Genomic DNA, 17,840 nt, shown 5'->3' with positions numbered 1-17,840 from the left:
GCGACTTGCGATCGCGCATCTGAAACAATCTACGACAGGGCCGCTTTCTTGAGTTTTCCGGTATCGGTCATCGGCAGGCTAGGCACGATGACGATGGTCTTTGGCACCATGAAACTCTCCAGCCGTTTCCGGCACTCCATCAGGAGCTGCCTTTCGCCGACAATTCTTCCCTGCTCGATGACGACGAATGCTTTGACCGCTTGCCCGAGGAGGTCGTCGGGAACACCGATGACCGCGGCTTCCTTCACCCCAGGGACGTCCATCAGCACGCTTTCCACCTCTTTGGGAGCGACCTTTTCGCCTCGTGATTTTATGATCTCGTCACCACGGCCGACGAAGTACAAATAGCCTTCAGCGTCCATCCGGCAGTAGTCGCCCGTGTAGAGGACCTGCTCGCCCGGCAGCGGCCCCGGCTTCAGCTTCCTTGCCGTGGCCTCTGGCTTGCCCCAATAGCCTTTCATCACCGTTGCGCCGCGGACTACAAGTTGGCCAACGACGCCCGGACCGACCCGCCTGCCACTCTCGTCGACGATCCACACTTCTGTGTTGGGAATGGCAATGCCTACGCTGAGGGGCTTTCGCCCGAGATCGTCGGGCGGCAGATAGCTGCAGCGTTTGCATTCGGTGAGGCCGTACATGGAATAGATGCGTGCGCCCGAAAACAGCTCCCTGAGCATGGCAATCTGCTTGAGCGGCAGGGCGGCCGCCGTATTGGTGACATAGCGGATGCTCGCGAAATCGTTGCTCTTCAGCGATCTGAGCTCCGCAAGCGCCGCGAAGATCGTGGGCACGCCCGGAAAGCCTGTGATCTGCTCGTCCTTGATCACCTGAAGGATCTGCGCCGGAAAAGCGAAGGAGCGTTCGAGGACGAGCCGTGCGCCGGTGCGAAAGGCCATGATCATCTGATAGAGCCCGTAGTCGAAGGCGAGGGGCAGAACGTTGAGGATCACCTCATCCTCACGCAGCTCCAGATAGGAGGCGATCGATGCGCACGCGGCAGTCATGTTGCCGTGCGTCAACATGACCCCCTTGGGTTCGCCGGTGGATCCGGAGGTGTAGACGATGGCGGCGAGATCGATGTCGATCGATTTGCGCGGCGGCGCAACAGAAGGTCTTTCGATGATCGTGTCCCAACGCACGGCGTGCGGCAATCGGTTGAACTCGGCCTCGTCGACCGGCCCAGAGACAATCACCGCCCGCAGCGAGTGACAGTCGCGCGACGGCTGGGAGAATATCGAGTGCAGATGGCTGTCCGTGATCAGCGCCGCTGGCAGGCAATCGTTGAGCAGGTAATGAAGCTTCTCGCTTTTCGTAAGCGGGTTGACGATGCAGACCACGGCGTTCGCCTTGAGCACCGCCCAGAAGCTGACGACGGTTTCGACCGTATTGTCGGCGAAGATCATGACGCGGTCGCCGCGCTCGACGCCGGCCGCGGCCAGGAAATGCGCGATCCTGTCGGAGCGCTCATCGATCTCCGCGTAGGTGACGCGTTGCTTGCCGGCCACCAACGCGACCTTGCCGCCAAGCCGGCCGGCGGAATGGATGAGGTAGTCCTGCAGGAGTGGTACGGCGCCGTGGATCATGCCAGGACCCTTTCCCGCTGTTCGTGATCAACGTCGATCCTGAGCTCGGCTTTGTCCGCTCCGCGTGGGCGGCTCGCGATGAACTGCTGATGCAGAAGCTGGGTCGACAACACGCCGACCAGTGCCATGTTGTCGGAGTTGGAGAGATCGCCGTCGCCGGCCTTGGACCGGCACTTTCCAAGCAGGAAAGCCACCGATTTCGGATCGAAGACATTTGCCGCGCGCAATGCCGTGTCCGACAGTGCTTCGCGAATGTAATCTGGTGCATCATGACCAACGAAACTAAGCGCATTTGGCGCCCTGTAGGGCTGCTTCGTGCGGGCAACGACTTGCGGTGGCACGATCGGCTGCGCCACTCGCTTGAGCACGTGCTTTTCGTCGAGGATGCGCAACTTGTAAGCATCCGGAAGCGAATTCGCGAGCGCCACGACATCGTCGTCGAGATAGGGGAAGCGTCCCTCGACCGAGTGTGCCATCAGCATCCTGTCGCCCTGCGAGGAGAGCAGGTAGCCCGACATCAGCGTTCGGATTTCGAGATACTGGTCCTGGGCAAGGAAGCTCCATCGCGAAAATTCGGCGGGGAGAGGGGCGAGCAGTTCGGAGACCGCATTGCGGTGCTGCGAGGCGCCGCGCATGTCGGGGCAGAATAGGCGCTTGATGGCGCTTGTGGTGCGCCACCGCGTGTCATGTGCAAAGCCGGGCCTGTCGCAGGCATGAAGATCGCGCCCGAAGAACTGTCGCGCCATGGCCTGTTGGTGAACCGGTGAGCGCGACAGATAGGGGTAGAGTCGCTCAAGCAGTCGCGCACGCCGGCTCGAAGCAGGTTGACGCCCCCAGAAGCGGCGAACCTTGCCTTCGCGGAAAAGGTCGTAGCCGGCGAACATCTCGTCGGCGCCTTCCCCTGTCAGCACAACCTTGATGCCGCGCTCGCGGACCAACTTGGACAGAAGGAAGAGCGGGGCCGGGGCCGTCCTCAGGATTGGCCGCTCGGCGTGGTAGACGACCTCGGGAAAAACCGCTGCAATGTCGCGGCGGGAAATCACCACCTCGTGGTGCTCGCTCGCGGTGGCGGCGGCGACCAGGCGCTGGAAATAGGTCTCGTCGTATTCCTCGTCGGCAAAACGCAAGGAGAATGTCTGGAAGCGCTCCCCCGCGAAACGTCTCCCAAGCGCCGCGACAAGCGAGCTGTCGAGCCCACCGGACAAATAGCAACCCACCGGCACGTCGGCCTGCACCATCCGCAGCGCCGTCGCGGCTTCGAGCGCACCGCGGATCGCCTCGACGGCATCGTCGCACGAGCCGCTGAACCATTCAGGGTCCGAAGCGGAAATTCGCGGATAATGCGGCTCCCAGAAGGCCGTCTCCCGTGCCACGCGACCTTCATAGAGTCGGATATGTCCAGGCTGCAGTTCCTTGACGCCTTCGAAGACGCTCTGCGGCGGGATCACCGTCCAGAATGTAAACGTCTGATCGATTCCTGTCGGATCAAAGGCGCGAGGAATGGCCATTTCCGCAGCGAAAATGGCTTTGACTTCGCTTGCAAAGAAGACGCGGCCGCCGTGCTCGCAATAATACAGCGGGCAGATGCCGTAGCGGTCACGCGACAGGATCAGGCGGCCGGCAGCAGAGTCCCATATCGCGACTGCCCATTGACCATTCATCCGCTCAAAGGCGGCCTGGCCCCAGGCCTGGTAAGCATTGAGCACGACTTCCGTGTCGCTACGCGTGCGGAAGCGGTGACCAAGCGCGATCAACTTGTCGCGCAATTCGACGTAGTTGAAGATTTCACCGTTGAAGACGATCCATGTCAGGCCGCTCACGTCGGCGAGTGGCTGCTGGCCGTGCAGCAGGTCGACCACGGACAGGCGGGCATGCGCCAAACCCGCGCGTCGGTCGCGATACAGCCCCCGCTCGTCGGGTCCGCGGTGTGCAAGCGCGCCCACCATACGCAACAGCGCTTCCCGCGAAGGAGGTGGGGCAGTGGCGCTCAGCGCGACAATTCCGGCGATCCCGCACATCCGTTCAGTCCACCGTCATTGGCACCGAAGGCAAAGGCTGGGCGTGCAGATAGCGCGCCGCTCGACGCTTGGCTTCGATATCCTTGAAGACCTTCTGGACCTCGTCTGGTGACAACCCGGCAACATCAGCGACATCATCGGCGCAGATGCCATGGTTCACGCCGTAGAGGCATAGGTCCGTCTGATGATAGGGCAGGGCGAAGTAGAACTCCTCCTGGCTCTGCGCCATGGAGAAGGTGTCGGTCGTCGGCGGCCTGCGCCGGATCTCCCCGTCCACACCGAGATATTCCGCCAGTTGATAGACCTGCGTCTTGTAGAGGTGGACGATCGGCATCAGGTCAGCGATTCCGTCGCCTTGCTTGACGAAAAAACCCTGATCATATTCGAGCCGGTTAGGCGTGCCCGCCACCGCATAGCCGAGACGGTCCGCGTGATAGTACTCAGTCATCTTGCGAATGCGCTGCTTGTAATTGGTCGCGGCCACTATCTGCAGATAGGCCGCTCCTGACAGGCGCACGGTATCGATCTTCCCCTGGGGATCCTGAACGGTGAGACGGGTGATATTGAGGCCTTTGCTCTCCAGCACCGAGGTCAGCACCAGCTTGCATTTCCACCCTTCACCGTAGTCCGGAACAACGGTGCGAATGGCCTCTATCTGCCGGCTATAGGCACCGATGGCGTCGAGCGCCGGCGCAATGTCCTCGGCGATGGTGTCGATGCCCAGCTGACCGGCGATAACGCGCCCCAGCCTCAGCGAGTCCCCGGACGAGTCACGCTCCGGCATGAAGATCCCGAGCACCCTGTCCTTGCCGAAGGCAGCCACGCACAACGACGCGACCACCGAACTGTCGATGCCGCCTGAGAGCCCGACCACCACTCCGCGCCGGCGGAGCGTGACCAATACCTGCTCGCGCACGGATGCTACGATGCGGTCGACCTCCGCGGCCGCATCCAGTGCCAGAACATCCTTGCCGAACCGCGAAGTCACGCGAAGCTGCCTTTCATGGTTGAAGACTCGGCCGGCGAATAAGTGCGAGCGACCGCCTCCTCGATCAGCGGACGATTGACGCCGATGTGAGGCTCGACGACCAGATCAATGTGGTTGCCGGCAATCGGGATGACCTGCAGGTCCGCGAACACCCGATCCCATCCGATGGCAAGAGGCATTCCCGGTCGCGCGCAACGGAACAGCGTTCCGGTGATCGGGAGCACCGTTCTTGGCTGCTCCAACCAACGGAAGAAGGCCTGCGCACGCAAGACTTCCTGCAACTCCAGCTTGATGCGGAAGCTGGTTGCGTTGAATTGTCCTCGGGAAAAGTGGTCGATGGCTTGGGCAAGACGAGCTTCCTGGCCGACCTTGACCGTGAGCTTCGCCAAAACACGGCAGGCCATTCGATAGGGTGACATGCGGTTGGACCGGACCCGACGCAAGGTGCGGGTGATTGTCTCCCACGGACGGCTCCGCTCGCCAGCCAGGCTGGTGTCGAGGATACCGACAAACTTGACGGACCTTCCCTCCTTCAGCAGGCGCACGGCAACTTCGAATGCGACGGCTCCGCCGAGCGAGTGGCCGAGAAGCCTTACATGGCCCGACGGCTGGATGCGGTTGATCTGTTCAAGCGCGGCGTCCACCATGGCGGCAAGATCGTTCTGGCCGCTGAGAATCGTCGCGAGGTTGGGATATCTTATCGGACGGACCGTTGCGACTTTGCCCATGGCTGAGGCGAAGGCTGCAAGACTAGGCCCATAGCCCACGGAGCCGGGAAACAGAAAGAGAAAAGGCCGATCATGCTCCAGCCCATGATCGGGCGCATTGCCGGCTTGTGCGGACGCGACCGCGCTGACCATCGCTTCGGCGCTCATCCCGACGGTAAATGCCTCAAGATCCAGTTCCTGGCCGATTTCGTTCTCGATCTCCATGACGCAGTGGAGCAGCTTCAGCGAGTCCCCTCCCGCTTCATCCCATCGCCCGACGGCTGCCCGCGTGTTGAGGACCCTGGTCCAGGCATTCTGCACTGCTTGATGGGCCTTGAGATCGCTGCCTGAAATCGGTGGATCGGCAACTTGGGTAGGCTTCTTGGCCAGAAGATCCATTTTCCCGAGTTTCGCCACATCTATTTTTCCGCCTGCCAGGCGCGGAATGTCCTCTACCCTGTGGAGCCGCAGCGGGCGCAGTGGCGGCGGCAGCGTCTTTGCAAGCAGCTGGCGAAGGTCGTCGGCGAAGGCCGGACCGGCGGAATTCCTGGGGATCGCGAAAGCGACCAGTTCGTTGGCCTCGGTCACGATCGTCACCGCATCCTCGACTGACGAGGCGGAGCGCAGGATACTCTCGACTTCGGCCGGCTCGATGCGCCGACCGTTGATCTTTATCTGCCGCCCCTTGCGGCCGACGATCCTCAGCAGGCCCCGATTGTCCAATTGGACGAGATCGCCGGTCGCGAATATCCGTTGACTTGGATCATCGGGATCCGCCTCGGCAGGGATGACGGTGCCGTTTTCCCAGTGGCCGAGCAAGACGTAGGGGCTCTTGATGACGAGTTCCCCGCTTCCGCCCCGCGGTACGCTGTCACCGTCCTCGTTGACGATCGCAAAAGCTATTCCTGGCAAGAGCCGGCCGACCGGCACGGACGTTTGGTTCTTTGGTTGAACGCGAGGCAGAAACCATTGTGACCCGGTCGTCTCGGTTGACGAGTAGCCGATCTGTACGAGGCAATGAGCAGGAATCGCCTTTCGCAAAAGGGCAATGTCGGTCCAAAGCACTTTCTCGCCGCCGACGCGGACCACCCTGAGCGACCCGAACGCATCGGCGGGGGCATTGGCCATGAGGGCGCGAAGCAGCGCGGGCACGAGGTAAGTAAGCGTCGCGCCAACCTGCTGCATTCGCTCGCGAACCGCACGCAGGCCGATCGCTTCCACGTCGACCATATGCAAAGTGGCGCCGCACAGGACCGAAGTCAGGATTTCTCGACATCCGGCTATGGTGGCCGGCCCGGTCAAGGGGAGGAAGACATCGTCGGAATTGATGTGACACGCATCGGCATATTGGTGCACCCGCCAGAGCAGGCTGCGCTGGCTGTTGACTATGCCCTTTGGAGATCCGGTGCTGCCAGACGTGTAAAGAACCATCGCCGGTGCATCGACGGATACGGCAGGCAATTGCGTCGATGACAGCGGCGCCGTCGACGCGGGGCTGGCAGTCACATCGATCCAGCGGATGTCCTCGGGTAAACCCGCATGCCGGTGTCCAACGCCAAGAATGGCGCGGAGCCGCGCGACGCCGACAATCTCGTTGACACGGGCGATTGGGTCCCGGGCGTTGAGGGGAACCGAAATCCTTCCCGCCGCCATGCTCGCCAGGACAGCAACGATGTACCAGACGGAGTTTGGTTGATAAATTCCGATCGGCTGCCCCACGGGAACGACGGCAGCGATCCGGCGGGACAGGACTTCGACGGCAGTTGCAAGCTCGAAGTACGACAGTTGATTCACGCCGTCATGCACAGCGGCTTTTTCGGAATATTGGGCCGTGACTTTCTTGAGCTGATCGGCAATCCCGACATCTGCAAATGCCGGGCCCAACTTCTGATGAAGGCGCAGCGCCGGGCCACCTTGATCCAGGGCGTAGGCCGGGACGTCTATCCATCTGCGGGAGGGCCGAGAATCCTGGTGATGGTCCTGATCCGCTGCTGGTGCATTCAAATACGCCGGGAGCATGGCTTGCCTGGGTTTACGGTTGATACCCGGTTATGAGCTTGCAAGAGGGGGAATTCATCGATCATTCTGATGATGAACAAGGCACGGAAAGAGATTAGGCGTCGGGTTTCCTTGCCACGGGCGCAGCGTTGGAACCGATCCGCTGTTGATCTGTTGTTTACCCAGCGTGGAGATGTCCCCTCAACTCCTAGCCGATCGCCCGCTGCACTCCCCCGAGGCAGTGGGCTTTCTTTTTCAATTGGAAATCGCGGGCTCTCGAACAAGCCTGTCAGGCGAGATGAGCCGCTGCTGTAAATAGGATTTAGCGTCTTCCCGAGAGACCTGGAGGCTTCCGTCAGGTGCTGTCCTTGTATGACTTCGCCGCCTCATCGATCTTGCGCCAATCGTTGCCGTGGCGACGTACCAGCTCCCTTGCCTGAGCGGGCGACAGGTCATGCGTTTCGACGACATGCCGGACCTCCGCGTCCTCGCCCTTCAAGGGACGTGTACGACGCCTCTTGGTCGGTTGATCCCCCATTTCTCCATCTCGCCTTGACACGATCGTTTCCTCCGGTGTCGCAAACAAGCTGCGAGTAGGGAAAAGGTTTCACTGTTGGGTGCACGAAGCCCCAATAGCCTCTGCGGTACGGCAGTTGTCTTGCCGAAGGCATCAATTCCGCCCAAGCGCGGCGTCCCGTAAAGTAACTGAAGCGGAGAGGGATTGGTGTGCCTCGGACAGTGACCATTCACTTGCGATCCAGCACCTTACGGATCTTCTCTGCCAATTCGTCAATCGTGTAGGGCTTGGTTAAAAGCTCCGTTCCAAAATCAAGTGTGCCGTTGTGGACAATCGCGTTTCGTGTGTAGCCGGTGGTGTAGAGCACTTTTAGCGACGGGTGCATGCTCTTGACCTGATCCACCAGTTCCCGGCCGGACATCTCCGGCATGACGACGTCAGTGAACAGAAGCGACGGCACTTGCCCGCTTGCGACGGCCGCCAGCGCGTCCCGCGGCCCTTGCATTTCCAACACGGAATAGCCCAGTTCCCGCAGCGCCTCCGCAGCCATCAGCCGGACGCGATCTTCATCCTCGACAACCATGATGATCTCGTCCTCACTGCCGGGGTGCTCGCCCGCCACGGACTCGGCCGGGCTGTCGACCACGTCGCCGTGCGAGCGCGGCAGATAGATTTTCAAAGTGGTTCCGATACCCTGCTCGGAATAGATCTTGACGCTGCCGCCGGACTGGCGAACAAATCCATAAACCTGGCTGAGCCCCAGCCCGGTGCCTTTGCCAACCCCCTTTGTGGTGAAGAACGGATCGAAGGCTCTGGCCAACACGTCAGCGGTCATGCCGGTTCCGGTGTCCGTGACAGCTATCATCACATACTGGCCGGAGGGTATTGCGTTTTCTCTCGCATACCGGTCGTCGACATGGGCATTGGATGTCTCGATGGTCAGCCTTCCACCAGCGGGCATGGCATCCCGCGCGTTGACGCAAAGGTTGAGCAACGCGCTTTCCAGCTGCCCTGCGTCGACTTCCACATGCCAAAGTCCCGCGGCGAGCACGGTCTCGATTTGGATTGTCTCCCCAAGCGTCCGGCTCAGCAATTCACTCATATCCGAGACGAGGCGATTTGGATTCAGGCGCTTGGGCGCCAGAGGTTGCTGGCGAGAGAAGGCAAGCAGCCGCTTGGTAAGTTCTGCAGCACGTTGGGCTCCATCGATCGCGCCGGTCACGAACTGGTGGACGTTGGTATCGCCGTTTCTGAGCTTGCGCTGCACAAGGTTCAGTCCGCCGATGATGACAGCCAGCATATTGTTGAAGTCGTGCGCGATGCCACCGGTAAGCTGTCCGACAGCTTCCATCTTCTGGGCCTGCCGCAGGTGCTCTTCTGCTCTGGTGCGTTCGGCGACTTCGTCCATGACACGTTGTTCAAGGGTGCCATTGAGCGTCTGCAGCGCCTTGAACAGTCGAGAATTGTCGATTGCCGTCGCGGCATGGCCCGCAAGCCCCAGCAAGGCCTTCTCTTGCTGTTCGGCGAAGACGCCGATCTCTGCATGACCAAAGAAGAGGCCGCCCAGCACCTCTCCCGAACGCGAGACGACCGGTACCGCAAGATAGGAACGCACTGGCAGATGGCCCTCCGGCATTCCCTTGCGGGGCCAGTTCTTGCCGTAGCGGGGGTCGGCGAGGATGTCGTCGGAGCGCACCACGCTTGTCCCGCGGAAAGTGGGGTCGAACACCGCCGTGTTGCGAGGCATTGGAAAATTTTCGAACGCGGAGCGAGGTGCGCCCGACAGGGCGTAGAGCATGTAGCTGTCGCCCTTGTCGTCGATCACATTGTAGAAGAAAGCTCCGAATTGTGCGCCCGACAGCGCTACGCCGGCATCAGTTACCGTTTGAACAATCCGCTCCACGTCGAGCTCGGCCGCTACCGCGGCAGCGGTGACGTTCATCATCTGAAGCTGATGCTCCACCCGCTTTCGCGCGGTGATATCCATGACGGTACCAATGAAGCGGACCGCGCGCCCTGACTGGAAAAGCGACTCGCCCGCTGCCGCAATCCAGCGTTCCTTGCCGTCGTGCAAGCCGACCGTCCGATATTCGATGTCGTAGCGGGAAGACGTGCCCGGCGCGAGCGCCTGGCGTACGGCCTCGTCGGCGCGGGCCCGATCTTCTGGATGAATACCCGCCAGGAACGCGCTTTCATATGTTACCTCCGCGTCTGGCGGGAGGCCGAAAAGGGCTTTGCACCGGTCATCCCACCGCAGCGCCTTGGTGACGGGATCGTAGTCCCAGGTCCCGATAGCGGCTGCGTCCGTGGCAAGCCGGAGGCGCTCCTCACTGGCCCGGGCCGCCTGTTCCGAGCGAACGCGCTCGATGTGAGCCCAGGACCGCTCCGTCACCTCCGTCAGCAAGGACAGTTCGCGCTGTGACCAGACGCGGGGCTGCTTGTCGTGAATGGCCATCAGGGCGGTCAGCCGGCCCTGTTTTACCAAGGGCATGCAGATGGTTGCCGTTATGCCGATGTCCTGAAAGGTCTTTGCCTCCTCGGGCGCGATTTCCTCGAGGTTGTTGTTGATGATGAGCGGCCGATTGGCGCTGAGATTGGTGACCGCCAGGCGACCAAAATCGGTAAGACTGTAGTACCCTCTGATGCTGGGCGAGCCGGGTGCGCTCCAGTCGCCACGGATGGTGAAATGGTCCCGGTCCTGCTCCATGTCGGCGTAGGCGCAAATCGAGACGGCAAGATGTTCGCCCAACAGACGAGTGGTGATCGCCATGACGGCGTCGGCGTCGGCCGCGAGGGCAATCTCCCTTCCAAGACGGTCGAGAAAAGCCAGGCGTTCGGCGTTCTCACGCAGCGCTCGCTCAGCGCGAAGCCGCTCGATGGCGGTACGCGTCCGGTCCGCCACTTCCGAAATAAGGGCAACCTCCTCCTTGGCCCAGCGTCTGGGCGCGGAGTGGTTCAGGTATAGCAGCGCCACCAAACCGCCATGCTCGGTAACCGGCATGTTGATGACGGATTGGGCGCTGATGGCTTTGAGAGCCTCTGCATGATCCCTTGTTCGCGGGTCTGTCTCGGCATTTTCGAAGACAACGGTGTCGCCCCGCTTCAAGTCCTCGATATACGAGCCGTAGTTCCTGAAATTCAGGGTCCCAGCCAGGCTTTTGATGCCTGGCGCGTTCCAATCCCTCTCGATCGTGATGGTTTCTTTCTCAAGATCGATCGTGCCGTATCCGGCTCGGCTGACATCGAAATGTCTCCCTACCAGTTCCGCGGCAGCGTGGGCCAGTTCGGCAGGATCAGTAATCTCGCGAATCCGGTCGCCCAGCGCCGCCAACAGCTCGAAGCGCTGCAGTTCAGATTGACGATCGCCTGAAGTGACCCCCATATCGCCCCCGTTTTGCCCGGACTGGATAATGCAGTTGACGGCCAAGAGTTCCATTGCGGCCCGCACGCGGTCGTGCGGCTTCCATTGGGCGTGGCGCTAGCCGCGTCGCTATACGCAATTGGATCTTTTGTGCGCGAACTTGCCTCGGTCCATCATAGGTTAGCGACACGTCGTGCGCTGTGCCGCATAAGCGAGAGGTCAGCGGGCATGTAACGGGCTCCGCTGCTTGGGAGACCATCGCACTCTCGCTCGTTTGGAGACGCTTGATGCTTGACCGACCCATTCGCACGGATACCCTCTACCCGAATGACCTGGACACGCTTCGCGCGGTCTTCGACGCGATGTGCCAGGAGTTTGCCATTTTGCCGGACACCGCGGCGGCTCACTCCATCGCGAGAGAGCTGATCAGGCTGTTCCAGACCGGGATCACGGAATCGGCCATGCTGATGATTGCCGTGCGCGCGCGTTGGCAGGACGACTGGCAAACGGAAGCCAGCAACGCTGCCTGACCTCCGGTTCAGGCACGCACAATCGGTGCATCCTTTTCGAAACGGTGGCGTTGACCGTCACCCTGCCAGCAATGGCCGATCCGTTATCACCACCGACAGGAGGGATCGATGCCGAAATTTCGCTTCGAGTTTATCGAAGGCATGTCCCAGCCTGCAATCTTCGCCGACATGGCTGATCGGGATGAGGCCATCAAAGAGGCGAAGCGCGCAGCCAAGGAGGCCATGCTTGACGGAATTATCGATGGCGCGGACCCGACCAACTGGGTGACGAAAGTCTACGACGAGGCGGGTTATCTCGTCGTCACACTTGGATTCCAGGATCTGGTCGCCGCCCCCGAGGATTCGCAACGATTAAGAGAGGCGGACGAACCTGGCGTCATGCGGTCTGGCTGAAGCCCGATGTCTCGGTTCACCGGGGCCAGTCGAGTTCGATCCAGGCTGGCGCGTGATCGCTTGGCTTGTCCCATCCCCGTACCGTCTCATCCACGCCCGCGCCGGCCAGCCTGTTCGTGAGCGAGGGGCTCACGAGAAGATGGTCCATGCGAAGGCCGGAGCTGCGGTCGTAACCGCCCCGATAGGAAAAATTCCAGTAGGTATAGACGCCTCTCTCGGGACGGATCAGCCTGACGGCATCGGTCCAGCCATCGGCAAGCAGGTCGGCGTAAGCCTGTCGGCTCTCCGGGAAGTAGACGGCGTCGCCCAGCCATCGTGCCGGAACCGCGGCGTCGATCGGCGCCGGCACCACGTTGTAGTCGCCGCAAAGCAGGCTGGCGGGCGCGTCCTTGATCAGGAGCCGTCCGTAGTCGATCAGCCGCTCGAACCAGCGGAGCTTATAGTCGAACTTCGGACCAGGCGCCGGGTTGCCGTTGGGCAGGTATAGGCAACCAACGACGAGACCGTCGATCTCCGCCTCGATGTAACGGCTATGCGTGTCATCGGCGTCACCGGGCAACCCGCGCCGACGCTCATGCGGCTGCTTGCCCCGAGCGAGAATGGCTACGCCGTTGTACGACTTCTGTCCGTGCCATATCGCCCCGTAGCCGGCGTTGCTGATGGCATCGGCAGGAAACTTTTCGTCCGATGTTTTCAATTCCTGGAGACAGATGATGTCGTGGTGCGTCTCACCCAGCCATTTGAGTAGAACCGGCAATCGACCGTTGACGCCGTTTACGTTAAAGGTGGCGACCCGGATCATCTGAAGCCTTGAGGCATCCATTCATAAAACGGCGCTCCCCGTTTGAGCGAGTTCGGCAGCGCCCTTTGTCGGCGGCCTCAGCTCTTCACTCATATCATTCATGGCCTGCGAGCCGCCCGACGTCGTTTGAGGACGAGGTCAACGGTTGTGTTTCGCAGGTGCTCACCTTGTCCGTCAGGATTAACCCCGAAGCGGTAAGAAGGTTTCGACGCCGAGCAGGACCGGTGTGACAACGAGATCGAAGCTCTCTGGCTGCGGCTGAAGCCGGCCGGGCTTATGCGGTCTCTCCGCGTGTCGTGCTGGAACATCGAACGAACCAGATAGTTCGCCGCTGATGAAGCAAACCTGCGGTGAAAGCCATGCCGGTCACCCGCTCGCCGACGCTGAAGATGTGCTGATCGTCGGAGGCGGGCCAGCGGGACTGACCGCAGCCCAATATCTCGCCCGTTTTCGCCATCGCGTGCTGGTGGTCGATGCCGGCCAGCCCCGTGCCGCTCTGATCCCGAAGAGCCATAATTGTCCGGGCTTTCCCGAAGGGATAAGTGGCCCCGACCTTCTCGATCGGCTTGGCCGCCACGCGAGCTTGTACGGAGCAACCTTGATGCGGGGGCAGGTGTTTTCGCTGGCCGCTGGCGAGGGAGGCTTTGATGCTGAGACCTCGATCGGCGCAATCCGCGCGCGTAAGGTTTTCCTGTCGACCGGGATTGTCGACACGACACCCGAATTGCCCCGCTTGGCGGAGGCAATCGCGGCCGGTGTCGTTCGGCTTTGTCCGGTGTGCGACGGATATGAGGTGATCGACCGGAAGATAGCGGTCGTGGGGCAGGGTGACAGAGCCTTGCACGAGGCCATTTTCCTCAGCCGATTCACACCACACGTAACGATGCTGGGGACCCATGCATCGGACTTTTCAACCAGCACGCGTCGCGCGGCGGGCGAAAGAGGGATAGTCATCCGTCACACTCTCGACAGGCTCAGCCCGGCTGCTGACGGTTGTGCGGCGATTTTGCAGGATGGAGCGACCTGCCGCTTCGATGCAGTCTACGCGGCCTTGGGATGCAAGGTGCGCTCGCACCTCGCCCTGGCCGTCGGCGCGAGATGTTGCGCGGAGGGCTACGTCACGGTCGATGAGCACCAGCAGACTTCCGTCGCCGGCATGTACGCCATCGGCGACGTTGTGAAAGCGCTGAATCAGATTGCGGTCGCGTTTGGACAAGCTGCCATCGCCGCGTCCCATGCCCATAGAGAGCTTACCGCCTAGGCCGTTTGAGCCGGCTACAAAGCGTCGTCTTTGTCCAGCGGAACAAGCCGCCACTCCGAAGGTTTGGGCAGGCAGGGCACCGGGCAGGGCAGTTGCTGGCAGGCATGGGCATGGCGTTCGACAGGGATGGACCGAAGCTATCGACCGTGCTGCTCATCGCTGCATTGTCGGCACTTGCCGGGTACAATCACACCCGCGCCAAACGTGCGCTTGTTGGCCGGGCGCACGGCCATGTCATGGAGGTTGACGGTCTTCGCCTGCATTTTATCGAAGCCGGCACCGGCATGCCGCTCATTCTGCTGCATGGAAACGGATCCATGGCACAGGATTTCAAGTCGAGCGGCATCTTCGATCAGGCGGCAAAAACCTATCGGGTACTCGCATTTGATCGGCCGGGCTTCGGGCGAAGCACGCGGTCGCGCGGCCGGCGGTGGTCTGCCCGCGACCAAGCCGATCTCATACATGCCGCCGCCGGCAGGCTGGGTATCGAGAACTACATCGTGCTTGGACATTCGTGGGGCGCTTGGGTAGCCCTCGAATTGGCGCGCAGGCATTCTCGTTCGGTTGCCGGCGTCGTGCTGGTCTCCGGCTATTACTATCCGCCGCCGCGGCTTGATCTTGCGCTGGCCGCCCTCCCGGCTCTGCCATTCGTCGGCACCGCGTTTCGCCACACCTTGCTGCCGGTGCTTGTGAGGCTTGCCTGGCCTTGGACGATGCAGAAGATCTTCCACCCAGCGGATGTCGCTGCCGACTTCGCCGTTCTCGCAAAAGATATCGCCAGCCGCCCTTCCCAACTGCGGGCGGTGTGTTCGGAATCGGCATCGATGCTGGCGGCGGCCCTGCTGACGAAGGCCAGCTACACGGACATTGGTGTCCCGACAGGCATCCTGGCGGGTTCTGGAGACCGGCTGTTCGACGCCGAGGGGGAGGCACGACGCCTGCATGCGGAGGTTGGTGGGTCCCTCCTCGACGTCGTTGAGGGCGCCGGCCATATGGTTCATCAGAGCGCCCCGGGGGCGGTGATCGCCATGGTGGACACGATTGCAGGACGGCACTCCTCGTCTGAAGAGACCGGCGGCCATGAGCCCGCGAGTTCAGGCGGTGCAGCCTCGCCGGACGTGCCAGGCGGGCGATGAGCAACGCTCGGATGACATTGGCCAAACCGGGCTTTCAAAGATGAACGGTCAGCATCCCGCCGACATGCGGTCGGTCCTTCAGCAGAACATACAGGCTCTGGTCGACCACAGGCGACAACAGGAGGAGCACCAAGGCGTTCAGGTGCGAATTGCCGGCATCATTTCGCGCTTCGCGGGAAGCATGCCTTTTGTCTATTTGCATCTCGCAATTCTGGTCGCCTGGATCCTTGCGAACCTTGGCCTGATACCGGCCGTCCCAGCTTGGGACCCAACTTTTGTGATCCTGGCCATGGTGGCTTCGGTCGAGGCGATCTTCCTGTCCACCTTCGTGCTGATCAACCAAAACAGAATGGCCGAACACAGCGAGCGCCGAGCGGAGCTGGATCTGCAGATCAGCCTTCTCAACGAGCACGAAACCACGAGGCTCATCGAAATGGTGGCTGCTTTGACGGAGCGCCTCAATGTCTCCACACCGGCCGATCAGGAGCTGCCGCAACTGGCCGAGAATGTCGATCCCCGGCAGGTGATGACGGAAATCCAGCAAGCTTCTGGAGATCAGGAGAAATCTTGAGCAAAAACGAAATGCCCCGCATTGGAGGCGGGCTGCCGCGGAGGCTAATCGAATAAGAGCCTACATCCAGAGGAACATTCGCTGCACTTCAAGGTTCGGTCGCGGGCCTACAATCCTCCCTTGTCTTGGCCTTCGAGGCTGTCGAAGCAGCTTCAGCCCGTCTCGGCTTTCCGAGGCGGGCTTCTCATGACTCCGCCGCGAGGTCGCGGTGACAACAGGCCGATGCGTGTCATATGGAACCAAGTTGACGCCGAGATCGTAGTAGCGGTGGCGACTTGGGGATATCCCGGATGAGCGATGGCGTTGTTCTGATCGTCGAAGACGAGACGATGATACTGCTCGACCTCGAGTCAGCTTTGGAGGAGGCTGGCTTTCAGGTCGTCGGCGTTCGAAATGCTGCCGAGGCGCTGGCGGCCTTCGACCCCGATCCCACCAGGTTCAAGGCCGTGCTCACCGACATCCGTTTGGGGCCGGGACAATCCGGGTGGGAGATCGCCCGGCATTTGCGTAGGTCCAACTCGACCATCCCAGTTGTCTATATGAGCGGCGACAGCGCGGTACACTGGGGAGCGGAAGGAGTGCCCAACAGCATTATGATCACCAAGCCCTTCTTTCTGCCGCAAATCATAACCGCCGTTTCGCAGCTTTTAAACGCTCGGCAAGCCCCAGAAACTCACATCTAGCGCTGATAAGCTTTTTCTCCTTCCACGAAAATCCATGGAACATTCTGTCCCGACCAGCGTTAGGGCGCGCCGGAGAATCCTTATTGTAGGTTTCTTGCAGTGCATGGGCGGGATGAAATGCATAGGGATGCCTATACCCCATCGGAACTTGCCGTACTGAGCCGTGTTCTTGCACGCAGCAATCTCAAGAACGAGACTGAAGCCGAGAGAGAACGGCGCGCATCGCGCATCCTTGCTTACTACCAAGCCGGGATCACGGACGAGAACGAGCTTGAACAGCTGTCCCGGCAGCCGCTGGGAAGATGACGACTGAGCGTCCGTGTCTCGGCAAGCATGCATTTATTCGTCGAGCTTTCGGTCGAGTTCGTCGAGCAACGACCGATGCTCGCGCGGCATGTCCGCATCGGTCGGTAGGTCCAGCAACTGGCGAAGCTGGCGACGGCTGGCGTCCGATGCAATCCACTGACGTATGAGACGGGCTATGGCCTTCTGTTGCGCCTTGCCGATTTCTTCCATGTTGGGAACCCGAGCTTGTCCGAGGGTCGAACTCGGCGGATCCCCTCATGGTTCCCTGTCATGGATAACAAACCGGCGGTTGAGCTATAGGCTATCTCAGGGCAAGTGATGCGTGGCTGCCTGATAGGCATTCCGAATTTTTTGCGTTGAACACTGCCGCGCTTTGCTCACCATCAATTCGATATTTCAGGCGTGGCTTCCGCCGGGACACCCGACAGGACAGCCATTCTTGTCCTCGCATCCTGTATCCGGCCCTTGATGGTGGCTGTGTCGCAATCGCAGATGTCGGCGGCGTCTTCATAGGACAGTCCGAGCATGCAAACCAGAACGATGGCCTGCCGCTCCGGATCCGCCAGGACGTCAATGGCATGCGCTATCCTTGGGCCGGCTTCCATCTGTTCCTGTGTGTCCGTGGCAAAAGGTTCTGACAAGCAGCTCGCCGGTCCTCGAGGCTGGGGGGCTGTGCCTTCAAGCCTGGCCAAGGAAGCCCTACGCATGGTGGCGAAGATCCAGGGCTTTACCCGGCTTCCGTCAAGACCATCGAGATCTGCAATCCCTTTGACCAGTGTTTCTCGGACAAGATTGTCAGCTTCGTCGATGCTGCCGCTGAGCGAACGTGCGAATGCCCGCAATGCGGGAACAAGGTCTACCAGGTTCGTCTGTTCGCCAGAACCTGGCAAGGACGATCCGCCAGGGTCGGTAGCGGGCTGTGTCTGCTCCGCAAGCGCCGGATCGGACGCGTTGAGCTTGCGACGGTGGTCAGCCATCACACCGAT

The 17,840-nt window shown here is 61.1% G+C and carries 16 protein-coding genes; 7 read left to right on the top strand and 9 right to left on the bottom strand.

All coding sequences use genetic code 11. The features are described 5' to 3' along the window. Nucleotides 1-29: 29 nt before the first annotated feature. The 6 genes from FJ950_RS00640 to FJ950_RS00620 form a co-directional block, all read right to left on the bottom strand. Nucleotides 30-1,583: an AMP-binding protein gene (locus FJ950_RS00640; protein WP_181171008.1), complete on the bottom strand. Its 1,554-nt coding sequence runs from the start codon at nt 1,581-1,583 to the stop codon at nt 30-32. Beyond that, nucleotides 1,580-3,601: an asparagine synthase (glutamine-hydrolyzing) gene (gene asnB, locus FJ950_RS00635; RefSeq protein ID WP_140614630.1), complete on the bottom strand. Its 2,022-nt coding sequence runs from the start codon at nt 3,599-3,601 to the stop codon at nt 1,580-1,582. Before asnB ends, FJ950_RS00640 begins: the two co-directional genes overlap by 4 nt. A 4-nt stretch (nt 3,602-3,605) precedes the next feature. Then, the gene (gene nadE, locus FJ950_RS00630) at nt 3,606-4,589 is read right to left on the bottom strand and encodes an NAD(+) synthase (protein WP_140614629.1); all 984 of its coding nucleotides are present in this window, start codon (nt 4,587-4,589) and stop codon (nt 3,606-3,608) included. Next, nucleotides 4,586-7,315 (bottom strand): AMP-binding protein, encoded by a 2,730-nt coding sequence (locus FJ950_RS00625; RefSeq protein WP_140614628.1) that lies wholly within the window; start codon nt 7,313-7,315, stop codon nt 4,586-4,588. The genes nadE and FJ950_RS00625 overlap by 4 nt, the downstream gene beginning before the upstream one ends. A 334-nt stretch (nt 7,316-7,649) precedes the next feature. Then, a complete protein-coding gene (locus tag FJ950_RS29420; protein WP_167331116.1) occupies nt 7,650-7,793 on the bottom strand; it encodes a hypothetical protein in 144 nt (47 codons plus the stop codon). Between the two features lie 247 nt (nt 7,794-8,040). Next, entirely contained in the window at nt 8,041-11,193 is a 3,153-nt protein-coding gene (locus FJ950_RS00620) for a GAF domain-containing protein (RefSeq protein WP_140615397.1), read from the bottom strand. Between the two features lie 266 nt (nt 11,194-11,459). Between FJ950_RS00620 and FJ950_RS00615 the strand changes: the two genes are divergently transcribed. After that, a complete protein-coding gene (locus tag FJ950_RS00615; protein WP_015316406.1) occupies nt 11,460-11,702 on the top strand; it encodes a hypothetical protein in 243 nt (80 codons plus the stop codon). Between the two features lie 108 nt (nt 11,703-11,810). Next, nucleotides 11,811-12,095 (top strand): hypothetical protein, encoded by a 285-nt coding sequence (locus tag FJ950_RS00610; protein WP_140614627.1) that lies wholly within the window; start codon nt 11,811-11,813, stop codon nt 12,093-12,095. A 16-nt stretch (nt 12,096-12,111) separates the two neighbouring features. Here the strand turns inward: FJ950_RS00610 and xth are convergent, their stop codons facing one another. Beyond that, the gene (gene xth / locus FJ950_RS00605) at nt 12,112-12,897 is read right to left on the bottom strand and encodes an exodeoxyribonuclease III (protein WP_015316408.1); all 786 of its coding nucleotides are present in this window, start codon (nt 12,895-12,897) and stop codon (nt 12,112-12,114) included. Nucleotides 12,898-13,231: 334 nt separating this feature from the next. On the opposite strand from xth, the gene FJ950_RS00600 reads away from it, so the two are divergent. From FJ950_RS00600 to FJ950_RS29690, 5 genes are all read left to right on the top strand, one after another. Next, the gene (locus FJ950_RS00600; protein WP_015316409.1) at nt 13,232-14,158 is read left to right on the top strand and encodes an NAD(P)/FAD-dependent oxidoreductase; all 927 of its coding nucleotides are present in this window, start codon (nt 13,232-13,234) and stop codon (nt 14,156-14,158) included. Nucleotides 14,159-14,268: 110 nt separating this feature from the next. Then, nucleotides 14,269-15,294 carry an alpha/beta hydrolase gene (locus tag FJ950_RS00595; RefSeq protein ID WP_015316410.1) on the top strand — a complete coding sequence of 342 codons (1,026 nt, stop codon included), beginning with the start codon at nt 14,269-14,271 and terminating at the stop codon, nt 15,292-15,294. Between the two features lie 40 nt (nt 15,295-15,334). Next, nucleotides 15,335-15,865, top strand: coding sequence for a DUF1003 domain-containing protein (locus FJ950_RS00590; RefSeq protein WP_140615395.1), 531 nt, complete (start codon nt 15,335-15,337; stop codon nt 15,863-15,865). A gap of 290 nt (nt 15,866-16,155) precedes the next feature. Continuing rightward, on the top strand, nt 16,156-16,548 hold the full coding sequence (locus tag FJ950_RS00585; RefSeq protein ID WP_015316412.1) for a response regulator: 393 nt from the start codon (nt 16,156-16,158) through the stop codon (nt 16,546-16,548). Nucleotides 16,549-16,665: 117 nt separating this feature from the next. Further along, entirely contained in the window at nt 16,666-16,854 is a 189-nt protein-coding gene (locus tag FJ950_RS29690) for a hypothetical protein (protein WP_015316413.1), read from the top strand. 33 nt (nt 16,855-16,887) lie between these two features. Here FJ950_RS29690 and FJ950_RS29415 read toward each other — a convergent pair whose 3' ends face one another. Together FJ950_RS29415 and FJ950_RS00575 are read right to left on the bottom strand one after the other, a co-directional pair. Further along, nucleotides 16,888-17,064: a hypothetical protein gene (locus FJ950_RS29415; protein WP_157163632.1), complete on the bottom strand. Its 177-nt coding sequence runs from the start codon at nt 17,062-17,064 to the stop codon at nt 16,888-16,890. A gap of 173 nt (nt 17,065-17,237) precedes the next feature. After that, on the bottom strand, nt 17,238-17,831 hold the full coding sequence (locus tag FJ950_RS00575; protein ID WP_140614626.1) for a sigma factor-like helix-turn-helix DNA-binding protein: 594 nt from the start codon (nt 17,829-17,831) through the stop codon (nt 17,238-17,240). Nucleotides 17,832-17,840 lie beyond the last annotated feature (9 nt).

Source organism: Mesorhizobium sp. B2-3-14 (assembly GCF_006442175.1).
Lineage (GTDB): Bacteria > Pseudomonadota > Alphaproteobacteria > Rhizobiales > Rhizobiaceae > Mesorhizobium > Mesorhizobium australicum.
The sequence above is the reverse complement of the archived record's forward strand: the minus strand, read 5'-3'. Positions and strand labels throughout refer to the sequence as shown.